The sequence below is a fragment of the Actinokineospora sp. HUAS TT18 genome (genome assembly GCF_051364635.1).
Classification (GTDB): domain Bacteria; phylum Actinomycetota; class Actinomycetes; order Mycobacteriales; family Pseudonocardiaceae; genus Actinokineospora.
In genome coordinates this window covers 4,311,013-4,328,144 of sequence record NZ_CP195645.1, presented here as the reverse complement: position 1 = coordinate 4,328,144, position 17,132 = coordinate 4,311,013, and the positions used below count along the sequence as shown (strand labels likewise).

General features: G+C 72.7%; 10 protein-coding genes. 9 read left to right on the top strand and 1 reads right to left on the bottom strand.

The window, feature by feature from the left end; genetic code table 11:
* Nucleotides 1–172 precede the first annotated feature (172 nt).
* The 7 genes from ACSHT8_RS19460 to ACSHT8_RS19430 all read left to right on the top strand — a co-directional run bounded on the left by ACSHT8_RS19460 (nucleotide 173) and on the right by ACSHT8_RS19430 (nucleotide 10,460).
* Entirely contained in the window at nucleotides 173–1,495 is a 1,323-nt protein-coding gene (locus ACSHT8_RS19460; RefSeq protein WP_436492296.1) for a cell division protein PerM, read from the top strand.
* The gene (gene purN / locus ACSHT8_RS19455) at nucleotides 1,464–2,174 is read left to right on the top strand and encodes a phosphoribosylglycinamide formyltransferase (protein ID WP_436492295.1); all 711 of its coding nucleotides are present in this window, start codon (nucleotides 1,464–1,466) and stop codon (nucleotides 2,172–2,174) included. The genes ACSHT8_RS19460 and purN overlap by 32 nt, the downstream gene beginning before the upstream one ends.
* Nucleotides 2,171–3,739, top strand: coding sequence for a bifunctional phosphoribosylaminoimidazolecarboxamide formyltransferase/IMP cyclohydrolase (purH, locus tag ACSHT8_RS19450; protein WP_436492294.1), 1,569 nt, complete (start codon nucleotides 2,171–2,173; stop codon nucleotides 3,737–3,739). The genes purN and purH overlap by 4 nt, the downstream gene beginning before the upstream one ends.
* Before the next feature lie 337 nt (nucleotides 3,740–4,076).
* On the top strand, nucleotides 4,077–4,859 hold the full coding sequence (locus ACSHT8_RS19445; protein WP_436492293.1) for a hypothetical protein: 783 nt from the start codon (nucleotides 4,077–4,079) through the stop codon (nucleotides 4,857–4,859).
* A 28-nt stretch (nucleotides 4,860–4,887) separates the two neighbouring features.
* Nucleotides 4,888–6,447, top strand: a complete 1,560-nt coding sequence (locus ACSHT8_RS19440; protein WP_436492292.1) for a DNA polymerase Y family protein — start codon at nucleotides 4,888–4,890, stop codon at nucleotides 6,445–6,447.
* 96 nt (nucleotides 6,448–6,543) lie between these two features.
* On the top strand, nucleotides 6,544–9,852 hold the full coding sequence (locus tag ACSHT8_RS19435; RefSeq protein ID WP_436492291.1) for an error-prone DNA polymerase: 3,309 nt from the start codon (nucleotides 6,544–6,546) through the stop codon (nucleotides 9,850–9,852).
* Nucleotides 9,853–9,875: 23 nt separating this feature from the next.
* On the top strand, nucleotides 9,876–10,460 hold the full coding sequence (locus tag ACSHT8_RS19430; RefSeq protein WP_436492290.1) for a pentapeptide repeat-containing protein: 585 nt from the start codon (nucleotides 9,876–9,878) through the stop codon (nucleotides 10,458–10,460).
* A 300-nt stretch (nucleotides 10,461–10,760) separates the two neighbouring features.
* Here the strand turns inward: ACSHT8_RS19430 and ACSHT8_RS19425 are convergent, their stop codons facing one another.
* Complete coding sequence (locus tag ACSHT8_RS19425; RefSeq protein ID WP_436492288.1) at nucleotides 10,761–15,014, bottom strand: glycohydrolase toxin TNT-related protein; 4,254 nt, start codon at nucleotides 15,012–15,014, stop codon at nucleotides 10,761–10,763.
* A gap of 129 nt (nucleotides 15,015–15,143) precedes the next feature.
* Between ACSHT8_RS19425 and ACSHT8_RS19420 the strand changes: the two genes are divergently transcribed.
* Together ACSHT8_RS19420 and ACSHT8_RS19415 are read left to right on the top strand one after the other, a co-directional pair.
* Nucleotides 15,144–16,130, top strand: a complete 987-nt coding sequence (locus ACSHT8_RS19420; protein ID WP_436492287.1) for a helix-turn-helix transcriptional regulator — start codon at nucleotides 15,144–15,146, stop codon at nucleotides 16,128–16,130.
* An 85-nt stretch (nucleotides 16,131–16,215) separates the two neighbouring features.
* Entirely contained in the window at nucleotides 16,216–17,124 is a 909-nt protein-coding gene (locus tag ACSHT8_RS19415) for a DMT family transporter (protein ID WP_436492286.1), read from the top strand.
* Nucleotides 17,125–17,132 lie beyond the last annotated feature (8 nt).

Below are 17,132 nucleotides of genomic sequence, written 5' to 3'. Positions count from 1 at the left end.
GCCCCGAAGGTGACGCCCGGGCACCCATCGACACGAGCGACTGCGTCGCCGTGCCGATGGGCACCCGAGCGCCACCGGCGGCCAAGCGCTCGGGTGTGAAGGTGTTCACCGGATCGGTTGACGGCGGCGTGGCACCCCGGGTGGGTTCTCACCCGAATGCCAGAGTGGGGCCATGGCGCTGCTGGAGGTGGAACCGGTCGCACCCGCGGCACGCCTGCGGGCGCTCGCCGTGGCCGCGCTCGGCCCGCTGCTCACCGGCTACGCCGCGGTCGCCGCGGTGATGGCGCTGGTCACCGCGATCGCCTCCCGCTCGACGTTCACCACCGCCGGGGTGCTCACCGCGGCGCTGCCCGGCTGGCTGGCCGCCCACCAGGTGCCGCTGATCATCCAGGGCCACGAGCTCGGCGCGCTGCCGCTGCTGCCGACCGTGCTGCTCATGCTGCTCGCGGGTCGCACCGCCGCGGGCGCCGCCGACCGCGTCGACGCGTGGGGCGCGCGGGAGTGCGGCCAGATCGTGCTGGTCACGGTCGCCGCGCACGCCGCGTTCGGTCTCACGGTCGCGCTGCTCATCGACGGCGGGCCGGTCGTGGTCGACCCGCTGGCTGGGTTCTACTACCCGGCGCTGCTGTCGGGGCTCGCCGCGGGCGTCGGGGTGGCGAAGCGGTCCGGCCTGGTCGAGTGGGCCACGGGCCGGGTCGACGAGTCGGCCTTGCGCGGCCTGCGCGCGGGGCTGCTCGCGGTCGCCGCGCTGCTCGCCCTCGGGGCGCTGATCGTGACGTTCGGGCTCGTCACGTCGTTCGGTTCGGCCAACTCGATGTTCGCTTTGGACGGTCCGGGCAGTGCGCTGGGGATGCTGCTGCTGTCGGCGGGATACCTGCCGAACGCGGTCGTCGCGGGCACGGCGTTCATCGCCGGTCCCGGGTTCTCGTTGGGTTCGGTGACCATCGCGCCGGTCGGGTTCGAGGGCGGTCCTGTCCCGGCGCTGCCGCTGCTGGCCGCGCTGCCCGAGCACGCGGCGCTGTGGTGGGTCGGGCTGTTCCTGCTGCCCGCCGCGGTCGGTGTGCTGGTCGGCTGGGTGCTGCGGGCCGCGGCGGAGGAGCCGCGCGAGCGGATGCGGTCGGTGGTGGTAGCGGCGGTCGTGGTCGCGCTCGCGTTCGTGGTGCTGGCGGGCAGTGCCGGTGGGGCGCTCGCGGGCGGGCCGTTCCACCCGCTCGACCTGCACGCGGCGTTGGTGTCGTTCGCGTTGGGCTGCTGGGTGGCGGTGCCCGGGGCGCTGGTGGCGTGGTTCGCCGGGCCGCGGCCGGTGGTCGAGGGCCCGGTCGGGCTGATCGACCCGGAAGAGGCCGCCGAGGCCGACGAATCGGAATCCGCTGAGGACGAGGAAACCGAGGCCGAGGACTCCGACTCCGAGGAGGCCGACGAGCCGGAGGAGTCCGCCGACGAGGAGACCGAGACCGACTCCGATGAGCCCGCCGAGCCTGAGCCAGGCCGCTGAGCAAGATCGACTACGGACCGCCTACGCTGGGCGTATCCCGTTCCGGCGCGCGCAGGAGTCCACGCTGAGTTTCCAGTTCTCCCCGGCGGTCGCGGCCAGGGTCGTCGTCCTGGTCTCGGGTTCGGGCACCCTGCTGCAGGCGCTGATCGACGCCGGGACCGCGCACATCGTCGCCGTCGGCGCCGACCGCAAGAACATCGAGGGCCTCGCCCGCGCCGAGCGCGCGAACATCCCCACCTTCACCGCGCGCCTCGGCGACCACGCCGACCGCGCCGCGTGGGACGCCGCGCTGACCGACGCCGTCGCCGCGCACGAGCCCGACCTGGTGGTGTCGGCGGGCTTCATGAAGATCCTCGGCCCCCGGTTCCTCGACCGGTTCGCCAACCGGGTGGTCAACACCCATCCCGCGCTGCTGCCGTCGTTCCCCGGCGCGCACGCGGTCGCCGACGCCATCGCCTACGGCGTCCAGGTCACCGGCAGCACGGTGCACCTGGTCGACGCGGGCGTCGACACCGGCCCGATCATCGCCCAGGAACCCGTCCCCGTGGCGGCGGGCGACGACGAGGCCACTTTGCATGAACGGATCAAGACGGTGGAGCGCAGGCTCCTGGTCGACGTCGTCACCAGGATCGCGCGCGACGGATACACCGTGGATGGACGAAAGGTGAGTATCCCGTGACGGACTCAGCCCAGCGCAAACCGGTTCGCCGGGCGCTGATCGGCGTGTCGGACAAGTCCGGTCTCCTCGAGCTGGCGACCGGCCTGCACGCGGCCGGGGTCGAGATCGTCTCGACCGGCGGCACCGCGAAGACCCTCGCCGACGCCGGTGTGCCGGTCACGCCGGTCGAGCAGGTCACCGGCTTCCCCGAGTCGCTCGACGGCCGGGTGAAGACGCTGCACCCGCGGGTGCACGCGGGCCTGCTCGCCGACACCCGCAACCCCGCGCACGTCGCGCAGCTCGAGGAGCTGGGCATCGCCGCGTTCGACCTGCTGGTGGTGAACCTGTACCCGTTCGTCAAGACGGTGGCCTCCGGCGCGTCGGTGGACGAGTGCGTCGAGCAGATCGACATCGGCGGCCCGGCGATGGTCCGCGCGTCGGCGAAGAACCACGGCAGCGTCGCCGTCGTGGTCGACCCCGCGCGCTACGAGTGGGTGCTCGCCGAGGTCAACGCGGGCGGCTTCACCCTGGCCGACCGGCAGAAACTCGCCGTCGACGCCTTCCGCCACACCGCGACCTACGACGTCGCCGTGGCGTCCTGGATGGGCAGCGCGCTCGCCGCCGACGACGAGGGCTCGGGCTTCCCGGGCTGGGTCGGCGCCACCTGGCAGCGCGCCGACGTGCTGCGCTACGGCGAGAACCCGCACCAGCGCGCCGCCCTGTACGCCCAGGGCGACGGCTCGCGCGGCCTGGCCACCGCGACGCAGCTGCACGGCAAGGAGATGTCGTACAACAACTACGTCGACGCCGACGCCGCCTGGCGCGCCGCCTACGACCACGACGCGCCCGCCGTGGCGATCATCAAGCACGCCAACCCGTGCGGCATCGCGGTGGCCGAGGTCGACATCGCCGAGGCCCACCGCAACGCCCACGCCTGCGACCCGCAGAGCGCCTTCGGCGGCGTGATCGCGGCGAACCGCGAGGTCAGCGTGGCCATGGCCGAGCAGGTGGCGGAGGTGTTCACCGAGGTCATCGTCGCGCCGTCGTACGCGGACGGGGCGGTGGACGTGCTCAGCCGCAAGAAGAACGTCCGCATCCTGGTCGCCGAGCCCGTCCGCCGCGGCGCCGAACTCCGCCCGGTCTCCGGCGGCCTGCTCCTGCAGACGGCCGACGTGATCGACGCCGACGGCGACGACCCGGCCAAGTGGACCCTGGCGACCGGAACCCCGGTCGACGACGCCACGCTGGCGGACCTGGCCTTCGCCTGGCGGGCCTGCCGCGCGGTCAAGTCCAACGCCATCCTCCTGGCCAACGCGGGCGCCACCGTGGGCGTCGGCATGGGCCAGGTCAACCGCGTCGACGCCGCCCGCCTGGCGGTCGCCCGCGCGGGCGAGCGGGCCGCGGGCGCGGTCGCCGCGTCGGACGCGTTCTTCCCGTTCCCGGACGGCCTGGAAGTCCTGCTGGAAGCGGGCGTCCGCGCGGTCGTGCAGCCGGGTGGTTCGGTCCGGGACGCCGAGGTCATCGCCGCGGCGGAGGCCGCAGGTGTGGCGGTTTACCTGACTGGGACTCGGCATTTCGCGCACTAGTTGACAGTGGCGGCGGGGCGGGTATGCTCTGTCTTGTCGAACAGGTGTTCGACGGGATCGGGTGGAGTCGAGGCCACTCGCCCCCAACCGCCGTCTCCCCACGGCAACTCGCGTATTGAGCGGTACGCGTGGACGTGGGGAGGTGTACGCGGTGCGGTCGCTGGCTGCTTTCGGCGCGGGGAAGAACCCGGGAGCAGCCAGCGACTCGCCGTCGTTGGGTTCCGCGGTCGACTTCGCTGCGCCGGTCGAGTCCTCGACGTTCGCCGTAGCCCCAGCCTCGGCTCCGCGTTCAACTCCAGCCCCAACCGCGTTATCGCCGGCTCGGTCGAGCCCGCATGTGCGCTCGACGGTTCCGGACGCGTCCTCGGCATCGGCAAGCCGCCCCGTCCGCACCCTCGTCTCCGCGGGTCCCGTCTCAAGGTTTGAGCCCGCCCGCCAAGCGCCCTCGGACCCCCCAACCCGACTGGCCGCACTGGAGCGCGCTCTCCCCGTCCGCCGCGGTAGCGCCCTTTCCCGCCGCCCCCGCCCGGATGGGTCCCCGCCCTTCCTTCCGGTCCGTGAAGACCTCGCCCCCCTCTTTCCATGGGGCGGCCTCCGTCCCGGAGGCACCGTCGCCGTCCGGGATTCCGCCGCGCTCCTGCTCGCCCTGCTCGCCGAAGCCACGGCGGGCGGCTCCTGGGCCGCTCTCGTCGGCATTCCCGACCTCGGCGTCCTGGCCGCCGCCGAGTTGGGCGTCGCCGTCGACCGGCTCGCCCTGGTCCCGCAACCGGGCGTCGACATCGTCGGCGTCACCGCCGCCCTGCTCGACGGCTTCGACATCGTCGCCGTGGTCGCCCCGCGGATCACCCAGGCCCACGCCCGGCGCCTCTCCGCCCGGGCCCGCCACCGCGACGCCGCCCTCATCGCCTTCGGGTCATGGCCCAGTCCGGACCTGGAACTCCGCTGCTCAGGCGGCCGCTGGTCCGGTTTGGGTGACGGCCACGGACACCTCCGCGGCCACGTGGTCGACGTCTACGCCCAGGGTCGGGGCTCCGCCGCCCGCCCGTTCCGCGCGTCCATCACCCTCCAGGGCGACAGTCCGACACCCCCGAGTTTCGTCGCCACCCGCCTCCTGGCGTGACCGTTTGACACCCCATACGTTCGAACGTATGTTCGAACATGTGACCCGCCTCCTCGTCGTCTGGTGCCCCGACTGGCCCGTCGTCGCCGCGAGTACGGTCGCCGGGCTCGCGCTGGACACCCCGGCCGCCGTGGTCGCGGCGAACCGGGTCATCTGCGTCAACGCGGGCGCTCGCGCGGAGGGGGTTCGCCGGGGGATGCGCCGCCGCGAGTCGCAAGGGCGTTGTCCCGATCTCGTGGTCTTCCCCGACGACGTCGACCGGGACGCCGCCCGGTTCGAGCCGGTCGCCGCCGCCGTCGAGGAACTGGCCGTCGGGGTGGAGGTGGTCCGTCCAGGAGTCGTCGCCGTCCCTGCCCGCGGCCCGGTCGGCTACTTCGGTTCCGAAGAGGCCGCCGCCGAGCGGATCATCGACCAGGTCGCCGCGCGCACCGGCGCCGAGTGTCAGGTCGGCATCGCCGACGGGCTCTTCGCCGCCACCCTGGCCGCCCACCGCGGCAAGCTGGTCCCGCCCGACAAGAGCCCCGACTTCCTCGCCCCCCTGGCCATCACCGAACTCGACAGCAGGCCGGAGCTGGTCGACCTCCTCCGCAGGCTCGGCATCCGCACCCTCGGCGCGTTCGCCGCGCTGGCCCCCGGCGACGTCACCTCCCGCTTCGGCGCCGACGCGGGCCTGGCCCACCGCCTCGCCCGCGGTCTCGAGGAACGCCCCCCGGTGCGCCGCCGCCCGCCCGTCGACCTCGCTGTCACCCACCACCCCGACCCGCCGGTCGACCGGGTCGACGCCGCCGCCTTCGTGGCCAGGGAACTCGCCGAACGCCTGCACGCCGGTCTGGCCGCGCACGGTCTGGCCTGCACCCGCCTGCGCATCCACGCGAGCACCGCCAACGGCGAGACCCACGACCGGGGATGGCGCTGCGCCGAGCCGCTCACCCCCTCCGGCATCGCCGACCGCGTCCGCTGGCAGCTCGACGGCTGGCTGCGCGGCGCGGGCCGCCCGTCGGCCGGGGTCACGCTCCTGCGCCTCGACCCCGAGGAACTCGTCGACGGCCGCGCCCTCCAACTGGGCCTGTGGCAAGGCGGCAACGACGAACGGGCCGAACGCGCCGCCCGCGCCATGGTCCACGTCCAGGGCTTACTCGGCCCCGAAGCCGTCCTCACCCCGGTCCTCAGCGGCGGCCGCGGCCCCGCCGACCAGGTCCACCTCGTCCCCTGGGGCGACGAACGCGCCCCGCCCGCGCCGCCCGACCGGCCGTGGCCAGGGCGCCTCCCCGCGCCATCGCCTGCCGTCGTCCCGCCCGTCCCGCTGCCCGCGGCGGTACTGGACAAGGACGGCGCCGAGGTCGGCGTCACGGGCCGCTTCCTGCTCAGCGCGCCGCCCGCGAGCGTCGTCTTCGGCGGCAAGCCCTGGCGGGTGGCCGGGTGGTCCGGGCCGTGGCCCGCCGACGAACGCTGGTGGGATCCGGAGTCGGCGCGCCGCCGGGCCCGGCTGCAGGTGCTGCTCGCCGAGCAGTCCGAAGAGGACAGTCAAGACGCGCTGCTGCTCGTCCGTGAGAACAAGAGATGGTCTGTGGAAGGGATCTACCGATGAATGACGACCCCGTCGCCGTCGACTGGCTCGACCTGCTCGACCTGATTCCCGAGCCGCGGCGTTCGCCGGAGGCCGGGCCGCCGCTGCTGCCCTGAGATGGGGTGGAACAACCCGCCGGTGCGGTGGGCGGAGGTCGAGCGCATCCTCTCCGGCCGCCCGCAGGTCGGCGACGGCGGCGACAGCCCGGCGTGGACGCGCAGGCGCGACCGGTACGTGCCGCCGATGGGGGTCGGCCCGCCCGGGGTCACCGACAACCCGGACGGCGATTCCCGCGTCCCCTACGCCGAACTGCACTGCCACTCCAACTTCAGCTTCCTCGACGGCGCCAGCCACCCCGAGGAACTGGTCGAGGCCGCCTCCCTGCTCGGCCTCGACGCCATCGCCCTGACCGACCACGACGGCATGTACGGGGTGGTCCGCTTCGCCGAGGCGGCGAGGGAACTGGGGATGCGCGCGGTGTTCGGCACCGAGCTGAGCATCGGGCTCACCGGCCCGCAGAACGGCGTGCCCGACCCGGAAGGCGAACACCTCCTGCTCCTGGCCGACAAACAGGCGGGCTACCACAGCCTCTGCCGCGTCCTCACCTCCGCGCACCTGCGCGGCGAGGAGAAGGGCAAGCCGGTCTACGACCTGGTCGAGGTCGTCGAGGAGACCCGCGACGACTGTGTCGTGCTCACCGGCTGCCGCAAAGGCGGTGTGCGGCAAGCGCTTGCGGCGGGCGGTCCGGTGGCGGCGTTCGAGCAGCTGGAGCTGCTCGTGGCCGCGTTCGGGCCGGACCGGGTGTTCGTGGAACTGGTCGACCACGGCCTGCCGGAGGACACCGACCGCAACGACCTGCTCGCCCGGATGGCCGACGAGCTGAAACTGCCCACCATCGCCACGAACGCCGTCCACTACGCCCACCCGTCGCGCGGCCAGCTCGCCGCGGCGATGGCCGCGGTGCGGGCGCGGTGCAGCCTCGACGACCTCGCGGGCTGGCTGCCGCCGTCGCCGACCGCCCACCTGCGCTCGGGCGCGGAGATGGCCGCCCGGTTCGAGCGGTTCCCCGGCGCCGTGCAGCGGGCCGCGCTGCTGGGCGTGCAGCTGTCCTTCGACCTGCGGCTGGTCGCCCCCAAACTGCCGCCCTTCGACGTCCCGGAAGGCCACACCGAGGTCACCTACCTGCGCGAACTCACCTATAAGGGCGCCGCGCAACGCTACGGCTCCGCCGCCGAGCGCCCGCGCGCCTACGCGCAGATCGACCACGAGCTGAAGGTCATCGAGGAACTCGGCTTCCCCGGCTACTTCCTGGTGGTCTGGGACATCGTGAACTTCTGCGTGCGGAACGACATTCTCTGCCAGGGCCGCGGCTCGGCGGCCAACTCGGCGGTCTGCTTCGCGCTCGGCATCACCAAGGTCGACGCCGTGCGCTGGGAGCTGCTGTTCGAGCGGTTCCTGGCCCCGGCCCGCGACGGCCCGCCCGACATCGACCTCGACATCGAGTCCGACCGGCGCGAGGAGGCGATCCAGTTCGTCTACGGCAAGTACGACCGCCGCCACGCCGCTCAGGTCGCCAACGTGGTCACCTACCGCGCCAAGTCCACCGTGCGCGACATGGCCAAGGCGCTGGGATATTCGCCAGGGCAGCAGGACGCGTGGAGCAAGCAGATCGACCGCTGGGGTCCACTCCAGTCCACAGTGGACGACAACCATCTCGACGTGCCCGTCGCGGTGCTGGAGTTGGCGGGACAGTTGGAGAACTTCCCGCGCCACCTGGGCATCCACTCCGGCGGCATGGTCATCTGCGAGCGCCCGGTCAGCGAAGTGTGCCCGGTCGAGCCCGCCCGCATGCCCAACCGCACGGTCCTGCAGTGGGACAAGGACGACTGCGCCGCCATCGGCCTGGTCAAGTTCGACCTGCTCGGCCTGGGCATGCTGTCCGCGCTGCACTACGTGATCGACCTCGTCAAGGATCACCACGACGTCACCGTCGACATGGGGGAGCTCGACCTCGCCGACCAGCGCGTCTACGACATGCTCTGCCGCGCGGACTCGGTCGGAGTGTTCCAAGTGGAGAGTCGAGCGCAGATGGCGACGCTGCCCCGGCTCAAGCCGCGGGAGTTCTACGACCTGGTCGTCGAGGTCGCGCTGATCCGCCCCGGCCCGATCCAGGGCGGCTCGGTCCACCCCTACATCCGGCGCAAGAACAAGCTGGAAGACCCGATCGTCGACCATCCGCTGCTGGAGAAGGCGCTCAGCAAGACGCTGGGCGTGCCGCTGTTCCAGGAGCAGCTGATGCAGATCGCCGTCGACGTCGCCGATTTCAGCCCCGCCGAGGCCGACGAACTCCGCAGGGCCATGGGCGCGAAGCGATCCACCCGCCGCATGGAACGCCTGCGCGAACGCTTCTACGCCGGGGCGATCGCCAACGGACTCGACGAGCCACTGGCCGCGCGCGTCTACGAGAAACTGTTGGCGTTCGCCAATTTCGGCTTCCCCGAGAGCCACGCGCTGAGCTTCGCCTACCTCGTCTTCGCCAGCGCCTGGTTCAAGCTCTACTACCCGGCCGCGTTCTGCGCCGCCCTGCTGCGCGCCCAGCCGATGGGCTTCTACTCGCCACAGTCCCTGGTCGCCGACGCGCGCAGGCACGGGGTCACGGTGCGCGGCCCCGACATCAACGCAAGCCTCGCCCACGCCACGCTCGAACCGGTCGAGCCGGGGTCGCCCGAGCAGGCGGTGCGGCTGGGGCTGGGCGCGGTCCGCCTGATCGGCACCGACTTGGCCGACCGCATCGTCGCCGAGCGGACGACCCCGTACCGCGACATGGTCGACCTGGCCCGCCGCGTCCAGCTCACCCGCCCGCAGATGGAGGCCCTGTCCACCGCGGGAGCGTTCAGCGGCTTCGGCATCGACCGCCGCGAGGCCCTGTGGGCGGCGGGCGCGGCGGTGGCCGAACGCCCCGACCGGCTGCCGGGCACGGCGGTCGGCGTCACCGCGCCCCGATTACCCGGCATGGACGAGGTCGAACTCGCGGTCGCCGACGTGTGGGCGACCGGCCTGTCCCCGGACAGCTTCCCCACCCAGTTCCTCCGCGAACGCCTGATCCGCCTCGGCGCGGTGACGGCAGCCGAGCTGTCCAAAGTGGAGACTGGGTCGCGGGTCCTGCTCGGTGGGGCGGTGACGCACCGGCAGCGCCCGCAGACCGCGGGCGGCGTCACGTTCCTCAACATCGAGGACGAGACCGGCATGGTCAACGTCGTGTGCTCGCCTGGCCTGTGGGCCAGGTACCGCCGGGTCGCCCGCAACAGCTCGGCGCTGCTGGTGCGGGGCGTGGTGGAGAGTGTCGAGGGGGTGGTGAGCCTGTACGCCGACCGGTTGCAGCAACTGGACCTGCGCATCCCAGCGAAGTCGCGCGACTTCCGCTGACGGGTCCATGGCAGGCTGGTCGAGTGGAAACCGGCGAGGACTACCGCGACTGCGACCTGCACGGCCAGGAGTGGGACCAACGGCACTTCACCGACTGCGACTTCAGCGACGCCGACCTGCGCGGCCTGGTGACCACGGGCTGCACGTTCACCAACTGCGACTTCTCCCGCGCCGACCTGGGGGAGTCCCGGCACCGTACGTCGGCGTTCCGGTCATGCAAGTTCGACCGGGCAACCCTGATGTTCAGCGAGTTCGTCGGCTGCAGCCTGATCGGCTCAACGTTCCTCGACTGCCGCCTGCGCCCCTGGACAATCCGCGACACCGACCTGACCCTCGTCGCTCTGGCAGGCGCAGCACTACGCAAGACAACCTTGACCGGCCTCCGCCTCCGCGAAGCCAACCTGACCGACGCCGACCTCCGCGACACCGACCTGCGTGACGCCGACCTCACCGATGCCCGCCTACGCGGCACCCAACTGGACAACGCCGACCTTCGAGGCGCCCGAATCACCGCCGACGGCCTGGTCCACGCAACCTTCCGCGGCGCCCGAGTGGACCTGGACACCGCCATCGCCTTCGCCGTCGCCCACGGCCTACGCATCGACTAACACGTCGCCGCCGCCACGACTGGCGTTGCCTGGCGTGTTCGCAGCCGCCGTGAACTGCGCTCGACTCGCTTAATCGCACGCCCGCGTCGTCAAGCGCTCGGCGCGGCCGTGGCTCGTGCGGCGACTGGGCGCCTTCGCCGCTGCTTTGACCCGCGAAACGATGGATCGCTCCATGCCGTGCCCGTTGCTTGCTCGTCGCGTACCCCGCACACGATTGGGCGTGGGCCGTTGCCATCCGCGCGGGCACCGCCCGCGCGGATGGCAACTCCTGCTCTGGCCGCCGCGACCACGATCGCTCGGCTAGTGCGCGCGCGTGGGTGGCTCCCGATCCGTGATCTCCACGAGGTTCCCACTGTCGACCAGTTCCGCGACCGACCGGGCGAGGATGAACGCGGTCCCGCCGCCGGGCTGCTCGAACCACGGAATCGCGATTCCCGTCAGCACCTCGGTCGGCCGCGCCACCCGGTAGGCGCGATACGGCCTCGTCACCCAGTCAGGCACCAGCGAACGGCGTTCGAACGGTGTCCCCGCGGCGTAGGTCAGGTTGCCGCCAGGTTCGCCGTAGCGGTCGATCTCGGTGCCCGGTGCCAGTTCCGTGAGCGCCTTCCCTCGGAAGAGGGTCAGCGGCGGTTCACCCGGTCGTGGCTGAATCGGCCAGTCCTGCGGCCGCTTCGGCTCCACCTTCCGCTGCGCGGGCCGAGGCGCCGTGCGCGCCAACTGGTACTCGTCCTCTTCCTCGTCATCGAAAACCGGCGACGGCGCGGCGACGGTCGGCTGGAACAACTCGCCTGCGGGCTCCGTGCGCGTCGGCCGGAACAACTCGTCCCCACCGTTCGACGGTGCGACGGGCTTGCGGGACCGGCGGTCGTACTCGTCATCGTCGTCGTCTTCGAGATCCGCCAGCGGCGCCCGCACCGTCGCGGGGCCCTCGGCGGGAACCTCGTCCAACAACAACTTGCCTACCAGGAACGCCCCAGCATCCGCGGCGTCGACGAAGAGGGCCGAGGACCGGAAGCCGTCGTCGTACCAACCGACCTGCCACCCCTCCGGCGCGCGGACCATCGCCCACGCGGGCACGTCCGAGCCCTCACCGACCCGATACCGCCCCTCGGCGATACCCAACCCGGCGAGCCGCTCCCGCAGCCGCGCGACAGCCTCTTCATCGGCAGCCGACAGCTCGACGGTCACGGGCACCACGGCGTCCGCGACCTCCGTGGGGGACACGTCCCCTGCGGGGATGGTCGCGGGCTCACCGCTCCACTCGCCCGTGGGCCGGTCACCTAGCTCGGTGGGCGAGAGATCCCCCGCCGGAATGACCGACTCCTCCGAACGCTCCCAACCCTCGGCGTTCTCGCCGAAGGAGGCGGGCTCGTCGCCGGACTGTTGGTGAGCCTGCGCGGTTTCCGGTCCCGACTCGACAGGCATTGCGTGGGCAGGGGCCTCCGCCTGTTCGCCCTGTTCCTGGCTGTCGGGCGAGTTGGCGGGTGGCGTGTCCGCCGCTCGCAGATCGTCTAGTTCTTGGGTGTAGGAGTGCGCTTCCTCGTCCGACTCTTCGCTGTCGAGCGTCGATTGCGCGCCGGCCGGTGCGGGGATGTGCGCCTGCTCTTGGCTGTCGGGCATGCCCACGACTGGCCGCGGGTCATGCGGGATTGCGTGGGCCTGCGCCTGACCATCTGGCGCTTGGCTGTCGACGGGCGTCGCGTGGGTGTGTGCCTGACCATCTGGCGCCTGGCCGTCAACGGGCATCGCGTGGGCGTGGGCCGGCCCGTCCGACTCCTGATCGTCGCCGGCTGGCGCGCCCGTGTCGTGGGGCATCGCGTGGGCGGGGGCTTGCGCCTGCTCGTCTGCCACTGGGTTGGCGACGGGCTGCGCCTCGCCCGGTTCCACCGCCGCGGGAGTCGCCGTCCAGTCGCCGCTTGGGGTCGCCGGTGGCTGGGTGGCCGCCGCCCATTCGCGGCTTGGCGCTTCGGTGTCGACGGGCGTCGGGATGTCGGCGCCCAGGTCTTGGCTGTCGACGGCTGTGGGTTGCACGTCGTCCAGTTCGGCTGGGGTGTCGTCGCTCCGCGCCTGGTCGTCGGTGTCCGTGGGCGGTTCGTTGAGGTGGGCTGCCGTCTCGTCGACCGTCGGCTGGGTGCCTGCGTGCTCGGGCGGGATCTCGGTCGACCAGTCGGTGGGGGACCACTTGGCCGTCGCCTGCGGTCCGTCGGCAGGCTCGGGGTCGGGCTTGGCGGCCCACTCGGGCGTCCAGTGGGCGGTCCGCTCCGCTGTGTCGGCCGGGGTCTCGTCGACCGGGGGCGGCGTTTGGCGGTCCCTGTGCAGCATGGCGTAGCCGGCCTGGACGGGGATGGGGGGAACCGGGCCGTCCGGACCCATGATCGGCGGCCGGGTCGACGTACCGCTCGCCGGGTACTCGGGGACCCGGGGCTGGACATCACCGCGGGGACCTGGCTGCTCGACGCCCGCACGGGGTGCGTTGGGCTGCTCAGTTCGCGGATCCGCTTCGGCGCCGCGTGCGGAGCCGTTCTGGCGCGGGGCATCCACTGGCCGGACCGGGGTGAAAAGGTCCGCGACACCTTCGGACGGACGGCTGTATCCGACAGGAGCGCCGGCGGGCCTGCCCGCTCCAGATTCGCCCTGGCTGGGGGCGTCGGCGTGGCCAGGTTCAGCAACGCGATGGCCAGGTTCGGCACCGCGGACGGGTTCGGAGGGCTGGCTGCCAAGTCCAGATTCGGCGGGGTGGCCAGGCTCGGCGGGACGCCCATCGCGGACGGGACGGCCAGCTTCGGCGGGGATGGGCTCGCCGCGGCCGGGCTCTGCGCCGCGGCTGGCTTCCCCGCCATGGCGGGGCTCGCCGGGGTAGCCAGGTTCAGCACCGCGGACGGGTTCTCCCGGCAGGCCAAAGCCGGTCGGACGGTTGGGTTCGGTGGGCTGGGCGGGATCGCCCGTGCGACCGAGATCGGCGCCGCGGCCTGGTTCGCCGGGGTGGCCGGGTTCGCCTGTGTGGCCAGGTTCTGCGCCGCGGCGGGGCTCGCCGGGGTAGCCAGATTCAGTGCCGCGGACAGGTTCCCCGGGCAGGCCAGAGCCGGTCGGACGGTTGGGTTCGGTGGACTGGGCGGGATCGCCCGTGCGACCAAGGTCTGCGCCGCGGCCGGATTCGCCGGGCTGGTTGGGTTCGCCTGTGCGGCTGAGGTCTGCTGCGCGGCCGGGATCGCCAGGGTGGCGGGGCTCGGCTGTGCGGCTGAGGTCTGCTGCGCGGCCGGGATCGCCAGGGTGGCGGGGCTCGGCTGTGCGGCCCGGTTCTGCCTCGTGGCCGGGACGTCCGGGTTGGGTCGGCTCGCCTGCGTGGCCGAGGTTTGCTCCGCGGCCGGGTTCGCCGGGGCGGCCGGCCTCGGCGGGGCGGCTATCGATTGGGCGGCCGAGTTCGGCGGGCTCGCCAACGCGGCCGAGGTCTGCGCCGTGGCCGGGTTCGCCGGGGCGGTTTGCCTCGGTGGGGCGGTTATCGCCGGACGGGCGGCCGGCCTCGGCGTGGCTGGGCTCGCCAGGGCGGCTGGCGTCTGCGGGGCGGACATCGCCGATTGGGAGGCCGGGCTGATTGGGTTCGCCTGCGCGACCGGGCTCGGCGGGGCGGCCGGGCTCGCCTGCGCGACCGGCTTCGGCGGGGCGGCCGGGCTCCGCGGGGCGCGCATCGGCGGCTGGACGGCCCGGCTCTGGGCGGCCTGCCTGCCGGTCCGGCTGGGGGCTGCCATTCGGCCTGCGGGGGGCGCCGCGGGTCATGAAGTTGGCGGCGGCGGTTCGGGTGGGCTCATCGACGTCCGGGGGACCGGCTGCCCGGCGGATGTGATCCAGCAGGTCCGGTTCCGGCGGCGTGGCGTGGGCGCGAAGGTAGTAGTTCACCGCGGCGGGCCAGATCCACGTCCCATCGGTGTGGAACGCCACCGGAACCGCCTGCCTGCCCTCGTCGTCCAGGTAGTCCTTGTCGAAGCCGCGCTGAGGCAAGGCCAGCGGGGCGCTGTCGAGGTAGCGCAAGACCTCTTCGGCGTCGTCGATCGGTGGCCGGTTGACCATCGGCTTACCGTTCGGGCCCGCGCCGTCGAAGATTCGGGCGACGCGGAAGGGGGGCTTGAGGCCCGCCATGCGGCGCATCAGCCATTCGGGGACGTTCTGTTCCTCGCGGGGGAACATGCGGAGGTCGTCGGCGTACGCGGGGGGCGGCGGTGGGTTGATCCACTGCGGCTCGTCGCGGTCGTACTCGAGGTTGTAGGCCGAGGGCTGGTCGAGCTGGTAGCGGGCGTTGTACCAGGTGCCGCGGCCCTCTCGGTACATCCCGGCGCGCAGCCTGGTGAACAGGACCGCGATCTCCGGGGAGACCTTGAACTCCTCGGCGCTCTCGTCGGCACGGGTGAGCTTGCCCGTCGCCTCGGCGTAGCGGCCCAGGGCGCGGTACTCCACGCTGATCGAGTGCCAGTCCGCGGGCGCCGCGCGCAACAGTGCCAGCCCGATCTGCTTGACCAGGGCATCCTGTTCCGTCGGGTTCAGCTGCGTCGGTTGTGCCACGTAGACATCTTCTCCTGTCCGCAAGCCCCCGGCATACGGTGGTTCGGTCGTTGACCCTTCCACATCGCCCGACGGTGGGACGGGGCAACCTGTTTGTGTCACCGTCACATCTGTGCCAACCTTCGCGGCATGTCCGAGGGCGATCTCGCGCCGCACCTTTCTCGTCTGGGGCTGCCCGATGACGAGATCCGCAGCTACACCTACCTCCTGCGCACCGGGCCGTCGACCGCCGAGGAGATCGCCGTCGGCTCGGCTGAGCCGTTGGACCTGGTCCGGCGCAGTCTGCGCGCGCTGATCGACGCCGGTCTCGTGGGCGCGGGCGGCCCGGACGGGGCGACGATCACCCCGGTCCCGCCCGCCTCCGGCCTGCAGATCCTCAGCCGACGCCGGGAGTCGGAGCTCGAGCAGGCCCGCGTGGCCACCCTCAACGCCTATGACACGTTCCGCCGCGCGATCTCGCCGCAGCGCACCGACGACCTGATCGAGGTCGTCACCGGCACCGCCATCGCCCAGCGCATCCAGCAGATGGAGCTGAGCGCGCGCAGTGAGATCCGCAGGCTCGACTCGCCGCCGTACTTCACCGAAGGCCACGTCAACAACGCCGAGCTGGAGCAGCTGGCCAGGGGTGAGGTCACCTACAAGGTCGTCTACTCGCGCGCGGCCGTCGAGGACCCGGGGCGGTACGCGGCCAACATCCAGCCGTGCGTCGCCGCTGGTGAGCAGGCCAGGGTGCTGCCCGAGGTGCCGGTGAAGCTGACGATCATCGATCAGCAGTTCGCCACGGTGTCGCTGCCGGTCGCCGAGGCCGACGTCAACCGGTCGCTGCTGGTGGTGCGGCCGAGCAGCCTGCTGTCGGCGCTGATCGGGCTGTTCGAGGCGTCGTGGCGGCTCGCGGTCCCGCTGCACGGCGCCGCGCGCGCCGCCTCGCCGGTTCAGCCGATCGAGCAGCGGCTGCTGGGACTGCTGGCGGCGGGCGCGAACGACGACGCGATCGCACGACAGCTCGGCGTCAGCAGGCGCACGGTGTTCCGCCACCTGCAGCGCCTGATGGACCACGCGGGCGCCACCACGAGGTTCCAACTGGCCGTGCACGCTGTCCGGCACCGCTGGATCTGACCGCGCCGACCGTCGGATTGTTCAAATGCGGAACCAAAGCCGGAGAGGGGCGAGGGGCGTGCGGGAACCGGCGGTGGGGGCCGCCGTGGGGAGGTCCGCAGGCGCGGTCGTCGCCATCGGCGGTGGGGTCGTCCTGGCCCTGCAAGCGCGGATCAACGGCAGGCTCGGCACGGAACTCGGTGACGGCCTGATCGCCGCGACCATCTCCTTCATCATCGGCCTGGTCATCCTCATCACCGCCGTCGCCGTCACGCCGACCGCCCGCGCGGGCGTCAAACGCCTCACCCACGCCCTGCGGACCCGCCAACTCCAACCATGGCAGTGCCTCGGCGGAGTAGTGGGCGCCTGGTACGTCACTTCCCAGGGCCTCACCGTCACCCTCCTCGGCGTGGCAGTCTTCACCGTCGCCGTCGTCGCCGGGCAGGTCATGAGCAGCCTTGTCGTCGACCGCGCGGGCATCGCCCCCGGCGACCCGCAGCCGATCACCGGCCCCCGCGCGTTCGGCGCCGCGCTCGCGGTCGTCGCCGTCGGGGTCGCCGTGTCCGACGAGTTCTCGCGACCAGGCCACCTCTGGCTGGCCCTCATCCCCGCGCTGGCCGGGGCCGGTCTCGGCTGGCAGCAGGCGGTCAACGGCCAGGTCCGCAAGTTCGCCGACAGCGTCGCCGTCGCGTCCACGCTCAACTTCGCTGTCGGCCTCGTCGCGCTCCTGATCGCGACCGCCGTCGACATCGCCGTGCGCGGCCTGCCCAACCCGCTGCCGAGCGAATGGTGGCTCTACGTCGGCGGCACGCTCGGCCCCATCGCCCTGTCGACGGCGGTGTTCGCCGTCCGGCTCATCGGCGTGCTGATGGTCGGCCTGTGCGCGGTCGCGGGCCAACTCGCGGGCGCCGTCCTGCTCGACGTGGCCGACGACGTGGTCCAACCGGCCACCGTCGCGGGCGTCGTGATCACCTTCGTCGCGGTGGGGGTCGCCGCCCTGCCGCGCCGCGAGTGAGAGGATGG